The organism is Roseovarius indicus (genome assembly GCF_008728195.1).
Lineage (GTDB): Bacteria > Pseudomonadota > Alphaproteobacteria > Rhodobacterales > Rhodobacteraceae > Roseovarius > Roseovarius indicus.
The window spans coordinates 3,565,626-3,586,893 of record NZ_CP031598.1 but is presented as its reverse complement, the minus strand read 5'-3'; the positions used below and the strand labels follow the sequence as shown (position 1 = coordinate 3,586,893).

Below are 21,268 nucleotides of genomic sequence, written 5' to 3'. Positions count from 1 at the left end.
GTGATTTCGTCAAGCACCACTTGAAGAGACGGCAGGTCGGGCGAATGGGCAGGCGGCCGCCCCGAGCCGTGGGTGTCGGTTTCCCCGGGTTTGAAAGGGCTTTCGGGGAAGTTCGCTTGATCGAGGTGTTTTGCTTTCACGTCTTTCACCAACGTCGTTCAATGACCAAGGTCCCGGCTCACCGCGTTTCTCAGAGGGAGGCCAGACCTTTTACGTTTCAGGGTCTCGGTGAGGATCGTGAGACAATGATCGACGTGACCTTCGGGCGAATCGGCCGAGACGTGAGGGAAGATCATGAGATTTGGCACGTCCCACACCTTTGAGCCGGGCGGACGTGGCTCTTCTTCGAAGATGTCGCGAAAGGCTCTGGATAGCCTCGGGGGTGGCCTTGTGTGTGGGGTCTCCGCCGCGAATGTTTTCGACATGGATCCGCGGTTCGATAAACCAGTTGTTTGAAGTCGTATGCACGAAGTTTCTCTGGTTCCCCATGTGACAACCAAGTCTCAATAGCGGCCCAAGCTGGCGAAAACCAGGGGTGGGCCCCGTACGATTGCAGAGCACAAAGCGATGGCGTGGCGCACGATTTTCGTGCTAACGGGGTGCCATTACAATCGGTTGCTCAGTATATGCAAACGATTGTATCGTCGATTTGGAAGAGGATCAAGAGCTGAAGGACACGTGTCATCGATACGATCGGAACGCCTTCAGATCGCTGCAGGGAGAGAGCGCAAGACCCACCGGTCGTCTCGCGCGAATGAAAGCTTAGTCGAACGGTGAGGGCGGAGACCGCCTGTTGCCGGAAATATGGAACGAACACACCATGTCTGAACTGCCGACCGACCCGTCAAAAGAAGGACCGAGCCGTAAACGGCGGCCGACAATGGCCGAGATCGCGCGGCTCGCGGGCGTCGATATCTCGACTGTCAGTCGCGCCCTGTCGGGGAGCCCGCGCGTCGCCAAGGAAACCCGCGACCTGATCGATACCATTGTCAGGGAGACCGGCTATGTGGTGAACCAAAGGGCCCGTGCGTTGCGGGACGGAAAGGCAAACCAGGTGCTTGTCATAAGCTCGGATATTGCCGCCCCGTTTTATTCGGATGTCGTGCAGGGCATCGTCGGGACATTGGCGGAACATGGGATCAATGTCCTTCTGGGCATTACGCTGAACCAGGAAAAGCGTGAGGAGCAGTTGGGGAAGCAACTTCTGACCGGGGTCGTCGACGGGGTCATTACCCTGACCGGGAATATCCCCAAGCCGCTTCTCGATATCCCTGACCTGAACCGCAGAATCGTCGCGGTATCGCGACCGATCGCCCGAGACGAGGTGACGAGCGTCACGATCGACAATTACGCGGCGACCAGGGAAGTGATGGAGTACCTGTATGCGATGGGTCATCGGCGCATCCTTTACATCGGCGGGCCGAAATTTTCGCAAACCTATCAGGATCGAAATTCGGCATATGTCGATTTCATGCGCGACAAGAACCTTAGCGAGTTCACGAACACGCGTTCGACGGAGTCATTCCGCGAGGATGCCGAGACCGGCTTTGAAATCATGGCGTCGGTTCTGGAAGGCGGGTCGAGCCCCACGGCCGTGTTCTGTGCAACCGACGAACTGGCAATAGGGGCGATGGCTGCTGCTCGCCGGGCAGGGCGGACGATTCCCGATGACATGTCGTTCTTTGGGTTTGACGACCTGAAATTGACGGGGCTGATGTCTCCGCCTCTTTCCACGGTGTCGGTGCCGCGTTTTGAAATGGGGCGCCGTGGTGCCGAGGCGCTCTTCCACCAGATCTATGAAGGGTCGGATGCCTCGAACAAGATCGTGCTCGGGCATCACCTTGTCCTGAGAGAGAGCGTTTCGCACATTTGATGCTCCGGAACGCGCGAGCCTGACCGTTTTTTCGGCCCATGAGGCTTAATCCGTTCCAACCGCCCGGCTGGTGTTTGCGTGGCGTCTGAGGCCGCTACCCAACTGAAGCGCAAGAGATTGCGCCCGTCATTCCTGCGCCAATCGTGAATTTCGGGAGGCTTTCGCCAAAGATTCACAATTGACAATCCAAACGATTGCACACATGATACAAACGATTGCACAACTTGTGAGGTGAAGACTTGCTCGATAAATCTTCCGGCCCGAAAGCCCGCATCCGATCCGGTGATGATTGCCAGCCCGGGGCAGGCGGCCCTCAGTCTTCAAGTCAGAGTAACTCGCGGTCCGACAGTGGAGTTCGTCGGGCGGCAGGGCATCGAGCCGACCAGATGCAAAGGGTTGCTGCGCTTGCCGAAGTTCTTCGGGCCCGCCAGCTTGACGCCGCGATTATCGATGCCGCCGAACATATGCGCTATCTGTTCGGCTACTCGGCCAGTGCCGTCATGTATCAGTGCTGCATCGTCACGGCTGACGGCGGTGTGCACGGTGTCGTGCGCAAGCTGGATGAGGCGGTCTTCGAGTCTGCGTCCTGGGTGACGGATCACGTCAGCTATGTCGACTGGGAGGATCCGCTGGATCTGGTCGTCTCGGAGATTCGCAGGCTGGGGCTTGCGGGCGCCGCCATCGCGCAAGAGTTCGACTCGAATTACCTCACCGTCCGGGATCAGCGTCGCCTGGCTGCCGCGCTTCCGGAGGTGCGGTTCGTCGATATTTCAGGCATCATTGTCGAGATGCGCGTTCGCAAGTCTCCCGCCGAGATCGAGGAGCATCGCCGCGCCGCCGCGATCGCGGACGTGGGGGTTGGAGCGATACTGGACGCCATGAGGGAGGGTGTCAGCGAGGGGGAGCTTGTCGCCGCGGGCTATGCGGCGTCGCTGGCCGCCGGGGCTGACAACAACGCGCCTCGCATCGTGCTGCTGGGCATGGGGGCGTCGACGCAGCACTATCATTCTAGTGTCGGCGACGGGCGCCTCGAGGCGGGGCAGCCGGTGCATATCGAGCTGCTGCCGCAATCGAACGGCTATTCCTCACGTCTGATGCGGCCCGCCGTGCTGGGAGCCGCGCCCGAGTACCTGCAGTCGAGCGTCGGCCAGCTGGTCGAGATCCAGGATCGCCAGTTCGCTGCGATGCGACCCGGCGTTCCGGCGAAGGAGATCGACCGGATCGGGCGAGAGGGGCTTGCCGCCGCCGGGCTTCGCGAGGCGTTCCCGCATAACACCGGTTACGGGATCGGGATCATCACGGGGCCGAAACTGGCGGACTTCGCGCATTTGTTCACGCCCGGATCAGAATGGGAGCTGGAACAGGGCATGGTGTTCCACATGTATCTTTCGGCCGCAGGGATTCAGATCAGCGAAACGGTCTGCGTGACCGAGGACGGCGTGGACATCCTGACGAGCACACCGCGCGAGTTGCAGATCCGACAGCTCGGAAGGAGCGCTTGATGAGTGATCGAGTAACGCCTGCCGTTTCGTTCCAGGGCGTCACCCGGCGCTATGGGAGCGTCACGGCCGTCCGGGATGCAAATCTTGATATCGCCCCCGGCGAGTTCTTTGCACTCCTCGGCCCCAGCGGTTCGGGAAAGACGACGCTTCTGATGCTGCTTGCAGGGTTCGATCAGGCCAGTGAGGGGCAAGTCCTGATGTCGGGTACGCCGATTTCGGATGTGCCGCCGCATCGGCGCCGGATCGGAGTCGTTTTCCAGAACTATGCGTTGTTCCCGCACATGACGGCGGCGGAAAACGTGGCCTACCCTTTGAAGATGCGCGGCGTGCCACGTGCCGAGCGGGAGAAGCGCGTCAATGCCGCCCTTGGGATCGTGACGCTTGCCGACCGTGGTGCGTCTTATCCCTCGCAGCTTTCGGGCGGCCAGCAGCAGCGCGTTGCGCTGGCACGGGCGCTGGTGTTCGGGCCTGATGTGCTGTTGATGGACGAACCGCTTGGCGCCCTGGATCGTCGGCTTCGTGACCAGATGCAGGTTGAGCTCAAGCGTATCCAGCATGAACTGGGCGTCACGGTCATCTATGTCACTCACGACCAGTCCGAAGCCATGGCAATGGCGGACCGGATCGGAATCATGTCGGGGGGCGAACTGCTGCAGGTCGCCGACCCCGAAACGATTTACGCGGAGCCGTCCAATCACTTTGTCGCACGGTTCATCGGCGAGTGTTCCATCCTGCGCGTGTCAACCACTGAAGGCGGCAAGGGCTATGAGATCGCCGGTGCCTGCCAAGAGCTGCCGGCGCCTTCGTCGCAGCCCTTCGATATTGTCGTAAGGCCGGAAAATGTCGTCGTCAGCCCGGCTTCCAAGCCCGTGCAGGAGGGGGAGTTCGGCATTCCCGCCAAGATCCGCGAGGTCACCTATTTGGGGGCCGGTTGGCGCGTGATGCTCGAGCTTTCGGACGGCCAGACGCTCATGGCCGGCATTCCACGCGGTCACCAGTTGGCCGGCAGCCTGACGCCCGACACGAATGTCCTCGCGACATGGAGCCCCGACTCCGTCGCCGTTCTGCCGACGGAATCCTGAAACTGAAACCAACCAACAAGGAGATAAACAATGAAGGCAATAAAGTTCGGAAATCACCTGGCCGCCGCGATGCTGGCCTCCTCGGCGCTGATCGCCGGGTCTGCAACGGCCGTCAACGCGGCAGAGGTTGTCATCGCCTCTTACGGCGGCTCGTTCCAGGACGCCCAGAGTGCCGCGTTCTTCGAGCCCTATGCGGAAGCATCAGGTGTCACAGTGACCGGTACCACCGGAACGGGATACGCCAAGGTGAAAGCCATGGTCGAAAGCGGCAACGTTATCTGGGATGTCATCTCGGCCGATGGCGCGGCCTATGAAAGCGAAGTCAAGGAAGGCCTGCTCGAGCCGATCGACTATTCCGTCGTGGAGGCCGAGGGCATCCCCGAGGATCTGCGAAAGGAGTATGGTGTCGGCTACATCAAGTTCTCCCAGAACCTTGCCTGGGACAAGGACGCGTTCCCCGACGGGCTGACGCCGGAGCAGTTCTTCGACCCCGAGGTCAAGGCGCGTCGCGTCATGTTGGGGCTGCCGTATTACAACCTCGAATTCGCACTGATGGCTGACGGTGTCGCGGCGGAGGATCTGTATCCGCTCGATGTCGAGCGCGGACTTGCCGTCATCGACCGCATCAAGGATCAATTGGTCGGGTTCAAATCCTCCTCCGACATCCAGGCGTTCGTTCAGCAGGGCGAGGTCGATGCCGCGCTTGGCCCGAACGGCCGCCTCAACAACGCGATCGAGGCCGGTGCCAACTGGGCATATGGCTGGAACGGATCGGTCGTGGCGGTCGAGTACTGGTCGGTCGTGAAGGGGGCGCCGCACGCCGAGGAGGCAATGAAGTTCATCAACTTCGCCGTGCAGCCGGAACAGCAGGCGGAACTGACACGTCAGATCCCTTATGGGCCGACCAACATCGACGCGCTCGACCTGCTTGATCCCGCGCTGGCGGAAACGCTGCCGAGCTATCCGGACAATGCCGAGCTTGGCGTGGTTCTCGATTCCAAGTGGTGGAACGCGAATCTCGAGACGGTGAAGGAACGCTGGGACGAATACGTCCTTCAGTAACACCGAGTGAGAGCAGGCAACGGGAGAAGACGAAGGTGACACGTATGCGAGAAATGTTTGATTGGCGCAGGATCTTCCTGCTCGCCCCGGTGACGGTCTTGCTGCTGGTCGCCTTCGCCCTTCCCCTGCTCTACATCGTTCCCGAGGCTTTTTCCGGAGAGGCCACCAAGCGGTTTCTCCGCATCTTCACGAGCCCGGTGTATACCAAGATCATCCGGACCACCGTGAGGATCAGCGTCGAGGCTACCGTCATTACGCTGATCGTGTCCTTCCCGCTCGCCTGGGTGCTGAGCCGTGCGAAGGGGGTGAGGGCCCTTCTTCTCGGGCTTGTCGTGCTGGTGCCGTTCCTGACCAGCGTTCTTGTCCGGACCTTTGCCTGGCTTGCCATCCTGGGGCAGCGCGGCCTTGTGAACGCGACGCTTCTCAGCCTCGGTTTGATCTCGGAGCCGCTGCCCCTTCTTTTCAGCGAACTGGCGGTGGTACTGGCGCTTGTTCATTCCGCGATCCCGATGATGGTTTTCGCGCTGTTCAGCGTGTTGCGGCGCATTGACGGGCGTGTTCTGCTGGCCGCTCACACGCTGGGCGCAAACCCCGCACGTGCCTGGTTCGGGATGGTGGTGCCGCTGGCCATTCGGGGCATACAATCCGGCGTGATCATCGTATTTCTCTTCACGATGGCCAGCTTCATCGCGCCGGCGTTCCTGGGCAATCAACGTCAGCAGATGCTGGCGCAGGTCATTCAGTCGGAAATCGAAACCGGTGCCAACTGGGCGCTTGCCGCGGCTCTGGGCATAACCCTGGCGGCGATCGCCACCCTGGTCGTCATCGGCCTGTCGATGGTCCTTGGAGTATTTTCCCGCTGGCAGAATCCGGGCGAGCCAAAGCCCGCCAGGACCGACCTGGCCACCGGGACAGTCGACCGGTCGCTGCTGCGTGATCCGGTGAAACGTGCGGCGCCCCGTTTCAACCTGGCCGCACCCTGGCGCGTGGTCATGGGATATGTGGGGCCGGTATACATCACGCTTGTTTCCGCCTTTCTGTTGCTGCCGCTCCTCGTGCTGTTTCCGGTCGCGTTCAGCTCGGCCGAGGTGCTGATCTTTCCGCCTCCGGGATATTCCCTGCGCTGGTTCGAGGAAATCCTGAGCAGCCCCCAATGGGTCGATGCAGCCCTGACAAGTCTGCGGATCGGGGTCGCCACCTGTGTTGTTACCCTGATCCTGGCCACCTTGACGGTGCTCGGGCTCGGGCGCGACTTCCGCTACCGGAATACGGCAGAAGCGTTGATGCTGTCCCCGATGACGGTGCCGGCGGTCGTGTTTGCACTTGGGGCCTATCTCAGCTTTTCCCGGGTTGGCCTCATCGATACCGAGCTTGGCATCATCCTGGCACACACGGTACTGGGCTTTCCCCTGGTTTACCTTGTGGCATCCGCAACCTTCAGTTCCATCGACCCGGGGCTGGCCCGCGCCGCTGCCAGCCTGGGCGCAAATCCGTTCCGGGTGTTCCGGACGGTCATCTTTCCCCTGCTGCTGCCCGGGCTGTCGGTGGGCGCGCTGCTGGCGATGCTGCATTCCTTCGACGAGTCCATCGCCTCGATCTTCCTGAGCAACCTGTCGGTCAAGACACTGCCGCGGATGCTGTGGGAAGGCATTCGTTTCAATACCAGCCCGGAATCGGCGGCTGTCTCGGCCATGCTATTGACCGCGACATGCTTGGTGATCCTGGTCGGGATCCTGGTCATCCTCGGACGGAGCAAGCGTTCCTCGATGGCCTTCCAGAGCGATCCTGACGCCGTCTGAGTCTGTCCACCCCGTTCAGCCTGAAAACCCGGGCCCATCGCGTTGGTGGGCGGGACCCCCGCGACTTCGTGAACCTGAGAAGGAAACCTTAACATGCATATCATCGAAAACATGCGGGTGTTCGACATCCGTGGTGGAGGGATGCACCCTGTCATCGTCGAACTGACCACCAAGGACGGTATCGTCGGGTATGGCGAAGCGGCCGTTGCCTATGGGCTTGGCGCAAAGGCGGCTGCCGGCATGCTGGCCGATCTTTCGCCAAGCGTGATCGGGGCCGATGCCGCCTACCCGAGGCTTGTCTGGCATGAGATCTACGACAACTCCTTCTGGACCAAGGGCGGCGGCGCCGTCGTGTTTGCCGCCCTATCCGCCATCGACCAGGCGCTTTGGGACATCAAGGCCAAGGCGTTGGGTGTTCCCGTCTACGAGCTTTTCGGGGCGAAGTTCAGCGGTGCGATCGAGGTCTATGCAAACGGCTGGAGCGCCGCCCACAATGACGTGACCGAGTGGGCGAAATCGGCGGAGCGCCCGCTCAAGGACGGCTACCGGCTTCTGAAGTGTTACCCTCTTGCACATGAAGTCAACGGTGTCAGTCTACGCCATGTGCAGCGGCGGCACCTCAGCGACGAGGCCTTTCAACGTGCCGTCGACCGGGTCAGGACGTTGCGCAAGGTCGTCGGACCGGACATCGGGCTCATGCTGGATCTGTCTGGCGGTCTCAACAACGATCAGCTCATTCGTTTCATGGACGTCTGCGCAGAGCTCGATCTTATCTGGGTGGAAGAGCCTTTCGACCCCTTCGATCTGAAGAACATGCAGGTTCAGGCCGGCAGGTGGCCAATACCTGTTGCCGCGGGCGAACGCGTCTACACGCGTCACGGGTTTCGCAACCTCCTGGATACCGGCGGGGTCGATATCGTGATGCCGGATGTCGGAAACTGCGGCGGCGTTTTCGAGTTCGTGCAGATTGCGGCAATGGCAGAAGCCTACAATGCACGGGTCTCGGCGCATAATTGCGCCAGCTCGCTGCTGAGTGCCGCCTCCATTCAGGTGGCGACGGCTTCCGCAATGTCGATGCCCTTGGAGACGTATCCATATTTCCCGGACAACAACAGCTACGTTCAGGTCCTTCACAACCCACCCGAGAAAACAGTCAAAAACGGTATGCTGGACGTGCCCGAGGCACCGGGACTGGGGGCGGAGGTCGATCTGGATGCTGTCGGTAAGTATCTCAGTTTCGATTACTCGAAGGATTTCGGATAGCGGAGGAAGGCGTCGCCGCCGTCGGAAATGAGGACAGCTCAAAATGAAAAAGGCCCGGGCGGTGGTGCCCGGGCCTTTCGCGTTTCAGGGGGTGTGCCTCAGTCCCAGCAGCTGACCAGGACGGTCATGCCGGAGGCCTGTTTCGACAGGGTCTCGGGCGGGATGGTGGTGCCGCCGCTGGTGGAGGAGGCGGAGATGCCGAGATCGGCCAGAACCTGCCGGACGGAGGCCGCGTCGGCGGCGAAGCTGACGCCGTCGGGCAGCTGGCGGCCCGACTGGCTGGCCGGGAGGAGCATGCCCACGACCGCGCCGTAGCTGTCGACCACCGGCCCGCCGGCGTCGCCTTCGAGCGAGGCGAGGGCGAGGCGCTTGAGGTGCTGTTCCCCGTTGAGGCCCTGCGCGTCTTCGAGCTGGCCGAAGGTGAGGGTGGGCGAGCCGAGCACGCCGCCGTAGGAATAGCCCGCGACCGCGATGTCGGATTGCAGGCGCGGGGGGACGTCCTGGAAGGCGGCGACGGCGATGGGCGCCAGGGCGTCGACGGGTTTCAGCACGGCGATGCCGAGCCCCTCGTCGATGCCGATGACGCGGGCGTTGTAATCCTCGTCGAGCGTCACGCGCTCGCAGCCCTGCACCGCTTCGAGCGTGGTGACGACGGTGCCCGACTGGTCGACGTAGAAGCCCGAGCGCGACAGCTTGGGCCGGCGGATTTCGAGGCCCGAGACGAGGTCGACATTCTGCACCTCGTCGGCGCCGGCGCCCGGGTCGAGCACGCCGCCCAGGCGCTGGAAGCTGGCCTGCATTTCCTCGAAGAGGCGCGTGCGGCGGTCTTCGTCGCCGGCGGGCCAGATCAGGGTGAAGCCCTTGACCTGGCCGTTTTCGAGCGAGGCCTGGGTTTGCGAGACGATCGAGGCGTTGCGGCCGGTGAGCGAGAAGCTGTTGCCGCTGATCTCGCGCGGGCCGTTCTCGGGGACGATGCGCAGGGTCTGCATGATATCGTAGAGGCCGAGCAGGGTGTTGCGGTCGCCCGGCTGGCTGATCAGCAGGACACGGGCCTCGGAGATGTCGCCGGTGGCCTCGTAATGGGCGAAGGGCGGCTCGTAGCGGTCGAAGCCGACGACGCCGAGGGGCATGCGCATCTGGACGCCGGCCTCGGTGTCGCGGACGGTGCGGATGTCGAGCCCGTCGAGAACGGAATTGTACTGGCCCAGCAGTTCGGCGCGCTGGCGGGTGGTCATGACGCCGGTGGGCTCGTGCCCGTTGGAGCGCTGCCAGTCGGCCATGGCGCCGCGGGTACCCGGGCCGATGGCGGCGTCGATGGCGCCCTCGTAATGGCCGGACCATTGCAGGGCGACCTGGAGCTGGCGGCGTTCCTCGGCGGTGAGACGGGCCTCGCTCTGGCGGGCCTCGTACTGGGTTTCCTCGGGGATTTCGGGTTCGGCGACGACCTGGGGCTGGCTGGTGTCGGCCTGGGTTCCGGTATCTGCCTGGGCCATCTGGGTTTCGGTGTCGGCGCCCGTGTCGGCGCCTGTGCCGGTTGCCGTGTCGTCGCCGGCCGCGGCGGCAGTGTCGGCCAATGCCTGGGCGAGCTCGGTCACCTCGATGCTGTCATCGGTGCTGTCCTGCGCCGTTTCGGTGGCCGGCTGGTCGAGGAAGTTGGCGCCGACGGGCCAGAACTGCTGTTGGTAATTGGCGCTTTCGGCGACATAGCTGTCGCGGGGGATGAGCCCGTTTTCGCGCAGGGAGATCATGACGCTTTCGGCCTCCTCCGCGGAATAGGGCCCGAGGGCCACGGCGTACCAGCCGGCGCCGAGGGCAAAGCCGTTCACGTCTTCGATCTGGGCGCCGTAGGCACGGATGGCCTGCTGGGTCACCGCGAGGTTGGGGTGGGATTCAAGCTGGATCCAGGAACTTTGCTGTTGGGCGGATGCGGTAAATGCCGAGAAAAAAAGGACTAGAAGAAACGAAAGTACGGTGCGCGTCATTGAGTTACCCTGGCCATTGAACCCTGAAGATTGTCGTATGAGCCTTTTTAGCAAACTGAGCCGGGCGTGCATCCAAAATATGCGTAGCGGTGCAATTGACCCTGCGTGGGCGTGGCCGTAGGTAGGGCGGCAGCATCAGGTGGCCCGGGCAAGAGGCGAGAATGGCGGACAAACCAGCAAAACCCCGCAGTTTCCAGGAGATCATCCTGCGGCTTCAGGCCTACTGGAGCGGCAAGGGCTGTGCGATCATGCAGCCCTATGACATGGAGGTGGGCGCGGGGACGTTCCACCCGGCGACGACGCTGCGCTCGCTGGGCTCGAAGCCGTGGGCCGCGGCCTATGTCCAACCCTCGCGGCGGCCGACCGACGGGCGCTATGGCGAGAACCCGAACCGGCTGCAGCATTATTACCAGTACCAGGTGCTGATCAAACCCAGCCCGCCGGACCTTCAGGAGCTGTATCTCGGCTCGCTGGAGGCGATCGGGATCGACATGGACCTGCACGATATCCGTTTCGTCGAGGATGACTGGGAGAGCCCGACGCTGGGCGCCTGGGGCCTTGGCTGGGAGGTCTGGTGCGACGGGATGGAGGTGAGCCAGTTCACCTACTTTCAGCAGGTGGGCGGGCATGACTGCACGCCGGTGTCGGGCGAGCTGACCTATGGGCTGGAGCGGCTGGCGATGTACGTGCTGGGGATCGACCACGTGATGGAGATGCCGTTCAACGACCCCGACGCGCCGATTCCGCTGAAGTACGGCGACGTGTTCCGGCAGACGGAAGAGGAATACAGTCGCTGGAATTTCGACGTGGCCAACACCGAGGTTCTGCTGAAGCAGTTCGAGGAGGCCGAGGCGGAATGCGAGGCGATCCTGACGCATCCGGTGGAGGACCCCAAGACCGGCAAGCGGATCATCATGGCGCACCCCGCCTATGACCAGTGCATCAAGGCGAGCCATATTTTCAACCTGCTGGATGCGCGGGGCGTGATTTCCGTGACCGAGCGGCAGGCCTATATCGGCCGGGTCCGGGCGCTGGCCAAGCAATGCGCGGATGCCTTCGTGCAGACCGAGGCCGGAGGCGTGGAATGCAGCGCCTGATCCGGGCGGAGTTCGAACCGGAGAGGTTCGTTCGGAGTATGGGGGTATCGGAACGGTTGAAGGTGCGCGGTCTGATGGCGGTATGCCAATTAAAATGCGTTGGGCCATTCATCCTCGACACCTCAGGCCATGATCGCGAGGAGGCCGGTGAGCACCCTTCGTGTCCGCAGCTCGCAACCGGAACGGCGTTTCTGGATGTCTGCTTCAGGCAGGACTTCACGCGGGACGCGGAAGCGTTCGGCCCGACGATGACCGACCTTGCCGGCGACGGGAAAAGCCTGGAGTTGACGGTGACCTATCCCGTCACGTTCCTGCAGTGGTTCGAGGGGATCATAGGCGACGTCCGCACGCATGGTGGCGTGTTGCGGTTTTTCGGTTGGTTGAATGGGCCGAAAACCCGTGACGCGGGCAGCCTGAAGGTTGGTACCGATGCCTTGGGACGGTTGTCGGACCGGAGCTTCAACTCCGTTTCGCTATTTCGTGGGGAAGCGGAAATCGAGCCGCTCGCCTGGGCGGAGTGACGGGGCACAGCTTCGCGAGAGCACAACAGAGAAAGACGCATGACGTGACCGGAAAAATCCTGAGCCTGATGATCGTGGTCTGTGCGGTCGTGGCGGGCGTGGCGCTTTATTACCTGCAGGTCTATGCCTATTACGAGGAGGTCGTGCCGACCGGCGAGGGGGACGTGCGGATGACGTCGATCACCTCGGGCGAGCCGGAGGCGATTGTCTATGACGGGTTCGAGGGGATCGATGCGGACAGCTCTCCGATCCGGTACCGGGCCTGTTTCACCACGCCCACCAGCCTTGCGACGCTGACCGAGACCTACGCGCCTTACGACGGTGCCGTGCCGCTGGAGGCGCCGGGGTGGTTCGAGTGTTTCGACGCGGGCGAGGTGGGCGCCGCGCTGGAAGAGGGCACGGCGCTGGCCTTCATGGGCGAGGAAAACCTCGAATACGGGATCGACCGGATCGTGGCGGTGGCCGAGGACGGGCGCGGCTGGGTCTGGCACCAGATCAACCATTGCGGCGAGAAGGTTTTCGACGGCCAGCCCGCGCCCGAGGATTGCCCGACACCGCCGGATCGGTACTGAACGGAACCTTACGGGCCTCCCGGTGCTTGTCTCCCTGTATAACGGGAGAACATCACCATGGCCGAGAGGGCGCCTTATTGGGTCGTACCCGTCATGCGGACCGGGTACGGGGCGCGTGGCGCGGTTTATCTCGTGGTGGGCGGCCTTGCCCTGATGGCGGCCGTATTCGGCGGCGAAGCCGAGGGCACCACGGGCGCGCTGGAACAGCTGAAATCGCAGACCTGGGGGGTGATCGCCCTGTGGGGGATCGGCGCGGGCCTGCTGTGTTTCATGGTGTGGCGGGTGATCGATGCGTTCATGGATCTCGAGACCTATGGCACCGGGCTGAAAGGCGTGGTGGCGAGGACCGGTCAGGTGGTGACCGGGGTGATCCATGGGGGGCTCGGCCTGTGGGTCTTTGCCATGGCCCTTGGCATCGGCACGGGAAGCGGCGGTTCGAAAAGCTGGACCGCGAAGCTTCTGGCGATGGAATACGGCCCGTGGATCATGGGGCTGGCGGGCGCGGCCGTGGTGGGCGCCGGGATCTATTATTTCTACAAGGCGTATTCCGAGAAGTACAAGGCGCACCTGCGCCGGACCGCGTTGATGGAGCGGCTCGACCCGGCGGCGAAGGTGGGGCTGGTGGCGCATGGCGTCGGCGTGGCGCTGATCGGGGGGTTCCTGATCTTTGCCGCCGTGACGGCCTCGCCCGAGCAGGCCGGGGGTCTGGGCAAGGCGTTCGACACGATCCGGGGGATGGCGTTCGGGCGGATCCTGCTGATCCTGCTGACGGGGGGGCTGATCGCCTTCGCGCTCTTCTGTTTCATCGAGGCGGTCTATCGCATCGTGCCGGCACGGGCCGGTCCGGATGTGAAGACGCTGGCAAAGCGGGCCGATCCGCGGACCTGATCGGGGGCTTCGGCCGAAATCCGGCTGGACGTCACCGCGAGGCGCCGTTATCCAACCCGGGACTTTCCACAATGCCCCGGGTTGAGCCGTATGCCTGATCTTCTGATCGAACTTTTTTCCGAGGAAATCCCGGCGCGGATGCAGCGCCGGGCCGCCGACGACCTGAAGGCGAAGATGACCGACGGCCTGGTCGAGGCGGGGCTGACCTATGCGGGCGCGGCGGCGTTCTCGACGCCGCGGCGGCTGGCGCTGGCGCTCGAGGGCCTGCCGGCGGAGAGCCCGACCGTGGTGGAAGAGCGGAAAGGGCCGCGCGTGGACGCGCCGGAGAAGGCGCTGGAGGGGTTTTTGCGCGGGGCGGGCGTGTCGAAGGACGAGCTCGAGATCCGCGACGAGAAGAAGGGGCAGGTTTACTTTGCCAAGATCACCAAGCCGGGGCGCCCGGCCGAGGCGATCGTGGCGGAGGTTCTGGAAGGCGTGATCCGGAATTTCCCCTGGCCCAAGGCGATGCGCTGGGGCGCGGGAACGCTGCGCTGGGTCAGGCCGCTGCATTCGATCCTGTGCGTGATGACGGATGAGGCTGGCGAGGCGAGCGTCGTTGATCTGGAGATCGACGGGATCAGGGCCGGGAACACCACGCAGGGCCACCGTTTCATGGGGCAGGGGCGGTTTGCCGTGACGGGGTTCGAGGATTACGCCGCGAAGCTCAAGCGGGACAAGGTGCTGCTGGACCCCGAGGAGCGGGCCAATCATATCTGGCAGGAGGCGACGAACCTGGCCTTTGCCGGGGGCTTCGAGGTGGTCGAGGACAAGGGGTTGCTGGCCGAGGTGGCCGGGCTGGTGGAATGGCCGGTCGCGCTGATGGGGGAGATCGGGGAGGAGTTCCTCGGGCTGCCGCCGGAGGTGCTGCAGACCTCGATGAAGGAGCATCAGAAGTTCTTTTCGGTGAAGAACCCCAAGTCGGGCCGGATCGAGCGGTTCATCACCGTGGCGAATGTCGAGACGGAAGATCATGGGGCGACGATCCTGGCCGGGAACCAGAAGGTTCTGGCGGCAAGGTTGTCGGATGCGAAGTTCTTCTGGGAGAACGATCTGCGCGTGGCCAAGGACGGCATGGGCGCGTGGATCGAGCAGCTGGAGCATGTGACCTTCGAGCGGCAGCTTGGGACGCAGGCGGCAAGGATCGCGCGGATCCGGGCGCTGGCGAAGGAGATTGCGCCGGTGGTGGGCGCCGATGTGGCGCTGGCGGACGAGGCGGCACGGGTCGCGAAGGCGGATCTGTCGTCGGAGATGGTGTACGAATTCCCGGAATTGCAGGGGCTGATGGGGCGGTATTACGCCGAGGCCGCCGGGCTGCCGGAGGATGTGGCGGCGGCGTGCGAGGCGCATTACTCGCCGCTCGGCCCCTCTGACGAGGTGCCGACGCGTCTCGTTTCGGTGAGCGTGGCGCTGGCGGACAAGCTGGATACGCTGACCGGGTTCTGGGCGATCGACCAGAAGCCTACCGGGTCGAAAGACCCGTTTGCCCTGCGCCGGGCGGCGTTGGGGGTGATCCGGATCGTGTTGGACAACGGGTATCGGATCAAGCTGGACCGGTTCATCGATGGGCAGCTCTTGCGCCACAAGATCGGGCTGAATACGACGAAGGCCAGTGAGGGCGAGATCGACACGCTGGAAGAGGTTCTGGAGGAAGTGGCCGATCACGGGGTGTTCGGCGCGGCGTTCCAGGCGGTGCTGGACCGGCTGAAGGATCGCGACGGCGCGCCGGAGACGGGCGACGGGAGCCTGCTGCGCACGGTGGGAGATGCGGTGCCGGACCTGAGCACCGATCTTTTGGCGTTCTTCCATGACCGGCTGAAAGTGTACCTGCGCGATCAGGGGATCCGGCATGACGTGATCGATGCGTGCCTGGAACTGGATGGCGGCGATGACCTGGCGCTGATCGTGGCGCGGGCACGGGCGTTGCAGGAGGTTCTGGCGACGGAAGAGGGCGAGAACCTCGTGCAGGGGTTCAAGCGGGCCAACAACATCCTGCGCCAGGCCGAGGAGAAGGACGGGGTCGAGTATTCCTTTGGAGCGGATGTGAAATTTGCCGAGGCGCCGGAGGAGAAGGCCTTGTTCGCGGCGCTGGACCGGGCGGAGCGGGCGATTGCCAAGGCCACGGCGGACGAGGATTTCGGCGCGGCGATGGCGGCGATGGCCGGCCTGCGGGCGCCGATCGACGCGTTCTTCGAGGCGGTGCAGATTAACACCGACAAGGAGATCGTGCGGCGGAACCGGCTGAACCTGTTGAACCGGATCCGGGTGATCTGCCTGCAGGCGGCGGACCTGACGCGGATCGAGGGGTAGGGCGCCGGGCGGCGCCCGCCGGCGGGCGGGTGCGGCGCTTAAGCGCGGCTTTACCCCTTCAGGCTATGGAGCTTGTGCATCTGCCTGTTATTCCGGCCTGTCGCCCAAATGTTACACGGCTCTTGCTTTTGAGCGCGTGAAGCGCAATGGTGCCGCAGTGCAGCAATATGACCAGCATATCACCCTGATCACACCGGACGCGCCGGTGGCCACCAGCACCCACGGGGGCAGGGCCAAGTGCTTGCAGCGGCTTGTCAGGCTGGCGCTTCCGGTGCCCTGCACGCTGGCGCTGTCGTTCCAGACCGTGCGGCGGATCGCGCAGGGGGAGATGCCGGCGGCCGAACAATTGCTGGCCCCGTTCGACCCTTATGCGATCCTGTGTGTGCGCCCGTCGTCGGAAGACCCCGACTGGGGCGGGCCGGGGGCGGTGCTAAATATCGGGATGAACGATGCCCGCTATGTCGAGATGTCCGAGACGATCGGACAGCAGGCGGCGGCGGGGCTTTACCTGCGTTTCGTGCAGAGTTTCGCGATCCACGTGGCGCGGCTTGATCCGGAGGCCTTCGAGGACGTGTCGGATGACCCGGTGATCGGGCTGAAACAGGCGCTGGCGGCCTACGAGGACGAGACCGAAGAGGAGTTCCCGCAGGACCCCGGCGTGCAGCTGGGCGAGGTGCTTCGCTCGATGGCGCGGGCCTGGGAGGGCACGAGTGCCCGGCTTTTGCGGCAGGCCAAGGGTGCGCCGGCGGATGCGGGGCTGGGCCTCGTGGTGCAGGAAATGGCGCTGGGGCTGGGCGAAGGCGAGTGCGGCTCGGGCGTGATGCAGCTGGTGAACAGCCAGACGGGCGCGCGGCAGATCACCGGCCGCTACCTGAGCCAGAGCCAGGGGCGCGAGGCGCTGTCGGGCGGGGCGGATGCGCTGTTTCTCGAACGCGACCCGCGCGGGCCGTCGCTGGAGGAGCTGGCGCCGGAGGCCTTTGCCGAGCTGAAGGCGCATACCGCGCTGATGCGGGTGAAGCTGCGCGAGGAGATGCAGGCCGAGTTCACCATCGAGAATGGCAAGCTGTTCCTGCTGGACGGAGTGCGCGTGGCGCGCAATGCGCGGGCCGCCGTGGCGATTGCCGTGTCGCTGGCCGAGGACAAGATCATCCCGCGCGAGGAGGCCCTGATGCGGGTCGAGCCGCGGGCGCTGAACGAGTTGCTGCACCGGCAGGTCGACCCCGAGGCGCCGCGCGACGTGCTGGCGCGGGGGATCGCCGCGAGCCCCGGCGCGGCCAGCGGGCGGATCGTGTTCAGCGCCACCGAGGCCCAGGCCAGCGAGTCGCGCGGGGAGCCGTGCATCCTGGTGCGGCGGGAGACGAGTTCGGAAGATATCCGGGGCATGCATGCCTCTGTTGGTGTGCTGACCGAGCGGGGCGGGATGACCAGCCACGCCGCCGTGATCGGGCGGGGGATGGGGAAACCTTGCGTCGTGGGGGCCTCGGCGATCGAGTTCCACATGCGGCGGAAGTTCCTGGTGTTCCCCGACGGGCGGCGGCTGAAGGCCGGGGACATGATGACGCTGGACGGGACCAGTGGAGAAATCCTGGCGGGCGACACGCCGCTGCTGGAGCCGGCAAGGGACGAGTCGCTGGCGACGCTGATGGAATGGGCCGATGCGGCGCGGGATATCGCCGTGCGCGCCAATGCCGACACGCCGGCCGATGCCGAGGTGGCGCGCACCTTCAAGGCGCAGGGGATCGGGTTGTGCCGGACGGAGCACATGTTCTTCGAGGCGGACCGGCTGACGGTGATGCGCGAGATGATCTTTGCCGATTCCGGCGAGGATCGGGCCGCGGCGCTGGAGCTGTTGTTGCCGATGCAGCGGGCCGATTTCATCGATCTTTTCCGGATCATGCAGGGGCAGCCGGTGTGCATCCGGCTGTTCGACCCGCCGCTGCACGAGTTCCTGCCGACCGACCGCTCGGGCATGCTGGAGCTGGCCGAGGCGCTGGACCTGCCGCTGTCGGACGTGACACGGCGGGTGGAGGCGTTGGGCGAGTACAACCCTATGCTGGGCATGCGGGGCGTGCGGCTGGGGATCACGGTGCCGGAGATCTACGAGATGCAGGCGCGGGCGATCTTCGAGGCGACGGTGGCCGCCAGCCACGAGGGCGAGCCGGTGGTGCCGGAAATCATGATCCCGCTGGTGAGTGCCCGGCGCGAGGTGGAGCTGGTGAAGGCGCGGGTCGACGCGGTGGCGACGGCCGTGCGCAACGAGACCGGCAAGGAGTTCACCTATCGGCTTGGCGTGATGGTGGAGACGCCGCGCGCCGCGCTGCGCGCCGGAGAGATCGCGCCGCTGGTATCGTTCCTGAGCTTCGGGACGAACGACCTGACGCAGATGACATACGGGCTCAGCCGCGACGATGCGGGGCGGTTCATGTCGAAATACGTGCAGCAGGGGGTCTATGCCGAGGACCCGTTTCATACGCTGGATGCCGACGGGGTGGGCGAGTTGCTGGAAATCGGCGCGGAAAGAGGCAGAAAGGCGAAACCGAACCTCGTTCTGTCGATTTGTGGGGAACACGGGGGCAACCCCGAATCAATCGCCTTTTGCCGCGCGGCGGGATTCGATTATGTCTCGTGCTCGCCCTTCCGGGTGCCGGTTGCGCGACTTGCCGCCGCACAGTTGGCGGTCAGGGATAGAATCAGTTAAGTGGCGGTCCACATTCGGTAATTTTTGGCAAGATATCGGGGCTACTTTTTTTCAATAGTTGTATGTTAGACTCTTCCGGCGTTCCGGGGGGTAGACGCACGGTTCCATCTCGCATATCGGGCCCGGATGCCCGGGTTTTTGGAACCCATTTTGGGGGAAGGATAATAGCTTATGTTCAGAATTGCTGTCGTTCTGCTGCTGATGGTGGCGGGTGCCGCCTCTGCTGACACGCCGTTGACGAAACTGCTTGAAACCGAACGCCGCGCGATCGGCACGATGCCGGATGCGCGCCTGGCCAGTTTCCTGACACGGCCGGAGCTGAAGGTGGAATATTCCGCCAAGTGGCTGGCGGGGCAGGCGCCGCGCAAGGGCGATGCCGAGTGGCGCTGCCTGGCCGAGGCGCTGTATTTCGAGGCGCGCGGCGAAAGCGTTAAGGGGCAGTTCGCCGTGGCCGAGGTGATCCTGAACCGGGTCGACAGCGTCGATTTCCCCGATGAGATCTGTGCCGTCGTGCACCAGGGGACCGGGCGCAAGTACCAGTGCCAGTTCACCTATACCTGTGACGGGTACAAGGAAGTGATCAACGAGAAGCGGGCCTTTGAAAACGTCGGCAAGGTGGCCTACGTGATGGTCAAGGGCGCGCCGCGGGCGCTGACGCAAGGGGCGACGCATTACCACACGCGCGCCGTCAACCCGCGCTGGGCGCACCGGTTTCCGCGCACCGCCACGATCGGGGTGCACCATTTCTACCGGATGCCCACGCGCCTGACATCGAACTGAGCGCCGCCGCGCCGGCCCTGCGCCAAAAACCGGTTGACTCGGGCGCGCGGGGCTATAAAAGGCGGGCTTCACGGGATTTTCACGGACGGGCTGCCCGTCCTGTGCAGGAGCGAGACAAATGGCAAAGCCGACCACTATCAAGATCCGCCTGAACTCGACCGCGGGCACCGGCCATTTCTATGTGACCAAGAAGAACGCACGGACGATGACCGAGAAGATGTCGATCCGGAAGTACGACCCGGTCGCACGGAAGCACGTCGAGTACAAGGAAGGCAAGATCAAGTAAGGTCTTGCCCTTTGACGGTATGACGAAAGCCGCGCCCTTGGGCGCGGTTTTTGCGTTTGGGGGCGGTGCCGGGCTGAAGCCCGGCCTACGGGGCGTGCGCTGGGGGCTGCTGTGCCGGGGAGGTGGAGAGTGGGGGGAGGACCCGGATCAGGTTCGGGGGCGGGGGAGGCGGTGCTCACCATGCGGGGCGTTTTTTCTCGTTTCCCGCTCCGGGCCTGACCCGGGGCCGCTGCCGCTGCGGAGGGGCGGGGATGGTTTCCGGGGAGTGGTGGGTTTCACCCACCCTACGGGCAAAAGAAAAGGGCCGGTCCAAGGACCGGCCCCGCTTGATGCGATCTTGGAGGGATCGGGTTATTCGCGGCTGCCGAAGAGGCTGAGCAGCATCATGAACATGTTGATGAAGTCCAGGTACAGCCGCAGCGCGCCCATGATGGCCGACTTGCCGAGCCACTCGCTGTCGCCGTGGTGGGCGTGGGCGAGATACTCGTTCTTGATGTCCTGCGTGTCATAGGCGGTCAGGCCGGCGAAGATCAGCACGCCGATGATCGAGATGGCGAACATGATGGCCGGCGAGCCAAGGAAGATGTTCACGATCGAGGCCACGATCAGGCCGATCAGGCCCATGATCAGGAAGCTGCCCCAGCCGGAGATGTCTTTCTTGGTGGTGTAGCCCCAGAGCGACAGACCGGCGAAGGCGATCGAGGTGATCAGGAAGACCTGTGCGATCGAGTAGGCCGTGAAGACCACGAAGATATAGGCGATCGACACGCCCATCACCGCCGAGAAGGCGTAGAAGAACAGCTGCGCGGCGGCGGCCGAGAGGCGGTTGATCACGGCGCCGAAGGCGAAAACCATGATCAGCGGCGCGAACATGACGATGTAGCGGGTGAACCCGGTAAACAGCGTCTCCATCATCGCGGCGTTGGTGCCGACGGCCCATGCCGCGAGGAAGGTGATGAGCATGCCCACGGACATCGTGCCGTAGACCTTGTTCATATGGGCGCGCAGGCCCTCGTCAACCTTGCCGGCGGTGCGTGTGCCGCTTGCCGTCCGGATCGTATCAAACTCAGCCATTCAAGCCTCCGATAAGTGTCAAGACCAGTCCCGTCCACGGACTTTGACCTAATATCGGTAAGGTGAGCCATCATTTCAAGTTTTTCCGGGCCCGAAAGACCCGGAAAACGCAGCTTATCGAATCCAGTGATGGGGGACGTCCCAGACCGGCCGTTTCGCCTCGTCGCGGGCCTCTTTCCGGGTGAGTCCCATGTCGCGCAGCGCGGCGTCGTCGAGGCGGGCGAGCTTGCGCCGCTGGCGACCGAGCGCCAGAAGGTCGAGGAGCGAGGCCCGGCGGCGGGTATGCGGGCAGGCGCGGGAGCGGGTGACGGAGAGGAAGGCCATGGTGTAATCCTTTTCGGTTCGTGATGCTATCCGGTGTTTCCATATTCGATGTTGATGAATGTGGAGAATGGGGTAGTATTTGTGAAACGAATGTTTGTGACCTTCAGCATCAAGGAGCG

17 protein-coding genes are annotated in these 21,268 nt (G+C 63.9%); 14 read left to right on the top strand and 3 right to left on the bottom strand.

Annotation, left to right across the window (positions count from 1 at the left end; translation table 11 throughout):
• The first annotated feature begins 820 nt into the window (after positions 1-820).
• The 6 genes from RIdsm_RS17185 to RIdsm_RS17160 all read left to right on the top strand — a co-directional run bounded on the left by RIdsm_RS17185 (position 821) and on the right by RIdsm_RS17160 (position 8,581).
• On the top strand, positions 821-1,873 hold the full coding sequence (locus RIdsm_RS17185) for a LacI family DNA-binding transcriptional regulator (protein ID WP_082647412.1): 1,053 nt from the start codon (positions 821-823) through the stop codon (positions 1,871-1,873).
• Between the two features lie 386 nt (positions 1,874-2,259).
• Complete coding sequence (locus tag RIdsm_RS17180; RefSeq protein WP_057816846.1) at positions 2,260-3,375, top strand: M24 family metallopeptidase; 1,116 nt, start codon at positions 2,260-2,262, stop codon at positions 3,373-3,375.
• Positions 3,375-4,457: an ABC transporter ATP-binding protein gene (locus tag RIdsm_RS17175; protein WP_057816845.1), complete on the top strand. Its 1,083-nt coding sequence runs from the start codon at positions 3,375-3,377 to the stop codon at positions 4,455-4,457. Before RIdsm_RS17180 ends, RIdsm_RS17175 begins: the two co-directional genes overlap by 1 nt.
• A gap of 30 nt (positions 4,458-4,487) precedes the next feature.
• Positions 4,488-5,519 (top strand): polyamine ABC transporter substrate-binding protein, encoded by a 1,032-nt coding sequence (locus RIdsm_RS17170; RefSeq protein WP_057816844.1) that lies wholly within the window; start codon positions 4,488-4,490, stop codon positions 5,517-5,519.
• A gap of 44 nt (positions 5,520-5,563) precedes the next feature.
• Complete coding sequence (locus tag RIdsm_RS17165; RefSeq protein WP_082647410.1) at positions 5,564-7,318, top strand: ABC transporter permease subunit; 1,755 nt, start codon at positions 5,564-5,566, stop codon at positions 7,316-7,318.
• A 93-nt stretch (positions 7,319-7,411) separates the two neighbouring features.
• A complete protein-coding gene (locus RIdsm_RS17160) occupies positions 7,412-8,581 on the top strand; it encodes a mandelate racemase/muconate lactonizing enzyme family protein (RefSeq protein ID WP_057816842.1) in 1,170 nt (389 codons plus the stop codon).
• Positions 8,582-8,679: 98 nt separating this feature from the next.
• On the opposite strand, the gene RIdsm_RS17155 is transcribed toward RIdsm_RS17160, so the two are convergent.
• The gene (locus RIdsm_RS17155; RefSeq protein WP_244955834.1) at positions 8,680-10,452 is read right to left on the bottom strand and encodes a serine protease; all 1,773 of its coding nucleotides are present in this window, start codon (positions 10,450-10,452) and stop codon (positions 8,680-8,682) included.
• 272 nt (positions 10,453-10,724) lie between these two features.
• Here RIdsm_RS17155 and RIdsm_RS17150 point away from each other — a divergent pair, with 272 nt between their 5' ends.
• The 8 genes from RIdsm_RS17150 (at position 10,725) to rpmG (ending at position 19,751) form a co-directional block, all read left to right on the top strand.
• The gene (locus RIdsm_RS17150; protein WP_057816840.1) at positions 10,725-11,660 is read left to right on the top strand and encodes a glycine--tRNA ligase subunit alpha; all 936 of its coding nucleotides are present in this window, start codon (positions 10,725-10,727) and stop codon (positions 11,658-11,660) included.
• The gene (locus tag RIdsm_RS17145; protein ID WP_057816839.1) at positions 11,648-12,181 is read left to right on the top strand and encodes a hypothetical protein; all 534 of its coding nucleotides are present in this window, start codon (positions 11,648-11,650) and stop codon (positions 12,179-12,181) included. Before RIdsm_RS17150 ends, RIdsm_RS17145 begins: the two co-directional genes overlap by 13 nt.
• Positions 12,182-12,225: 44 nt before the next feature.
• On the top strand, positions 12,226-12,753 hold the full coding sequence (locus RIdsm_RS17140) for a DUF6446 family protein (protein ID WP_236553241.1): 528 nt from the start codon (positions 12,226-12,228) through the stop codon (positions 12,751-12,753).
• Between the two features lie 57 nt (positions 12,754-12,810).
• Positions 12,811-13,641, top strand: coding sequence for a DUF1206 domain-containing protein (locus RIdsm_RS17135; RefSeq protein ID WP_057816837.1), 831 nt, complete (start codon positions 12,811-12,813; stop codon positions 13,639-13,641).
• Positions 13,642-13,731: 90 nt separating this feature from the next.
• A complete protein-coding gene (gene glyS, locus RIdsm_RS17130; RefSeq protein WP_057816836.1) occupies positions 13,732-15,987 on the top strand; it encodes a glycine--tRNA ligase subunit beta in 2,256 nt (751 codons plus the stop codon).
• Positions 15,988-16,144: 157 nt separating this feature from the next.
• Entirely contained in the window at positions 16,145-18,685 is a 2,541-nt protein-coding gene (locus tag RIdsm_RS17125) for a putative PEP-binding protein (RefSeq protein ID WP_057816835.1), read from the top strand.
• Positions 18,686-18,856: 171 nt separating this feature from the next.
• Positions 18,857-19,465 carry a cell wall hydrolase gene (locus RIdsm_RS17120; RefSeq protein ID WP_057816834.1) on the top strand — a complete coding sequence of 203 codons (609 nt, stop codon included), beginning with the start codon at positions 18,857-18,859 and terminating at the stop codon, positions 19,463-19,465.
• Between the two features lie 118 nt (positions 19,466-19,583).
• Positions 19,584-19,751, top strand: coding sequence for a 50S ribosomal protein L33 (rpmG, locus tag RIdsm_RS17115; protein ID WP_057816833.1), 168 nt, complete (start codon positions 19,584-19,586; stop codon positions 19,749-19,751).
• A gap of 351 nt (positions 19,752-20,102) precedes the next feature.
• Here rpmG and RIdsm_RS17110 read toward each other — a convergent pair whose 3' ends face one another.
• A complete protein-coding gene (locus tag RIdsm_RS17110; protein WP_057816832.1) occupies positions 20,103-20,825 on the bottom strand; it encodes a Bax inhibitor-1/YccA family protein in 723 nt (240 codons plus the stop codon).
• A gap of 114 nt (positions 20,826-20,939) precedes the next feature.
• Positions 20,940-21,149 (bottom strand): DUF1127 domain-containing protein, encoded by a 210-nt coding sequence (locus RIdsm_RS17105; RefSeq protein ID WP_057816831.1) that lies wholly within the window; start codon positions 21,147-21,149, stop codon positions 20,940-20,942.
• Positions 21,150-21,268 lie beyond the last annotated feature (119 nt).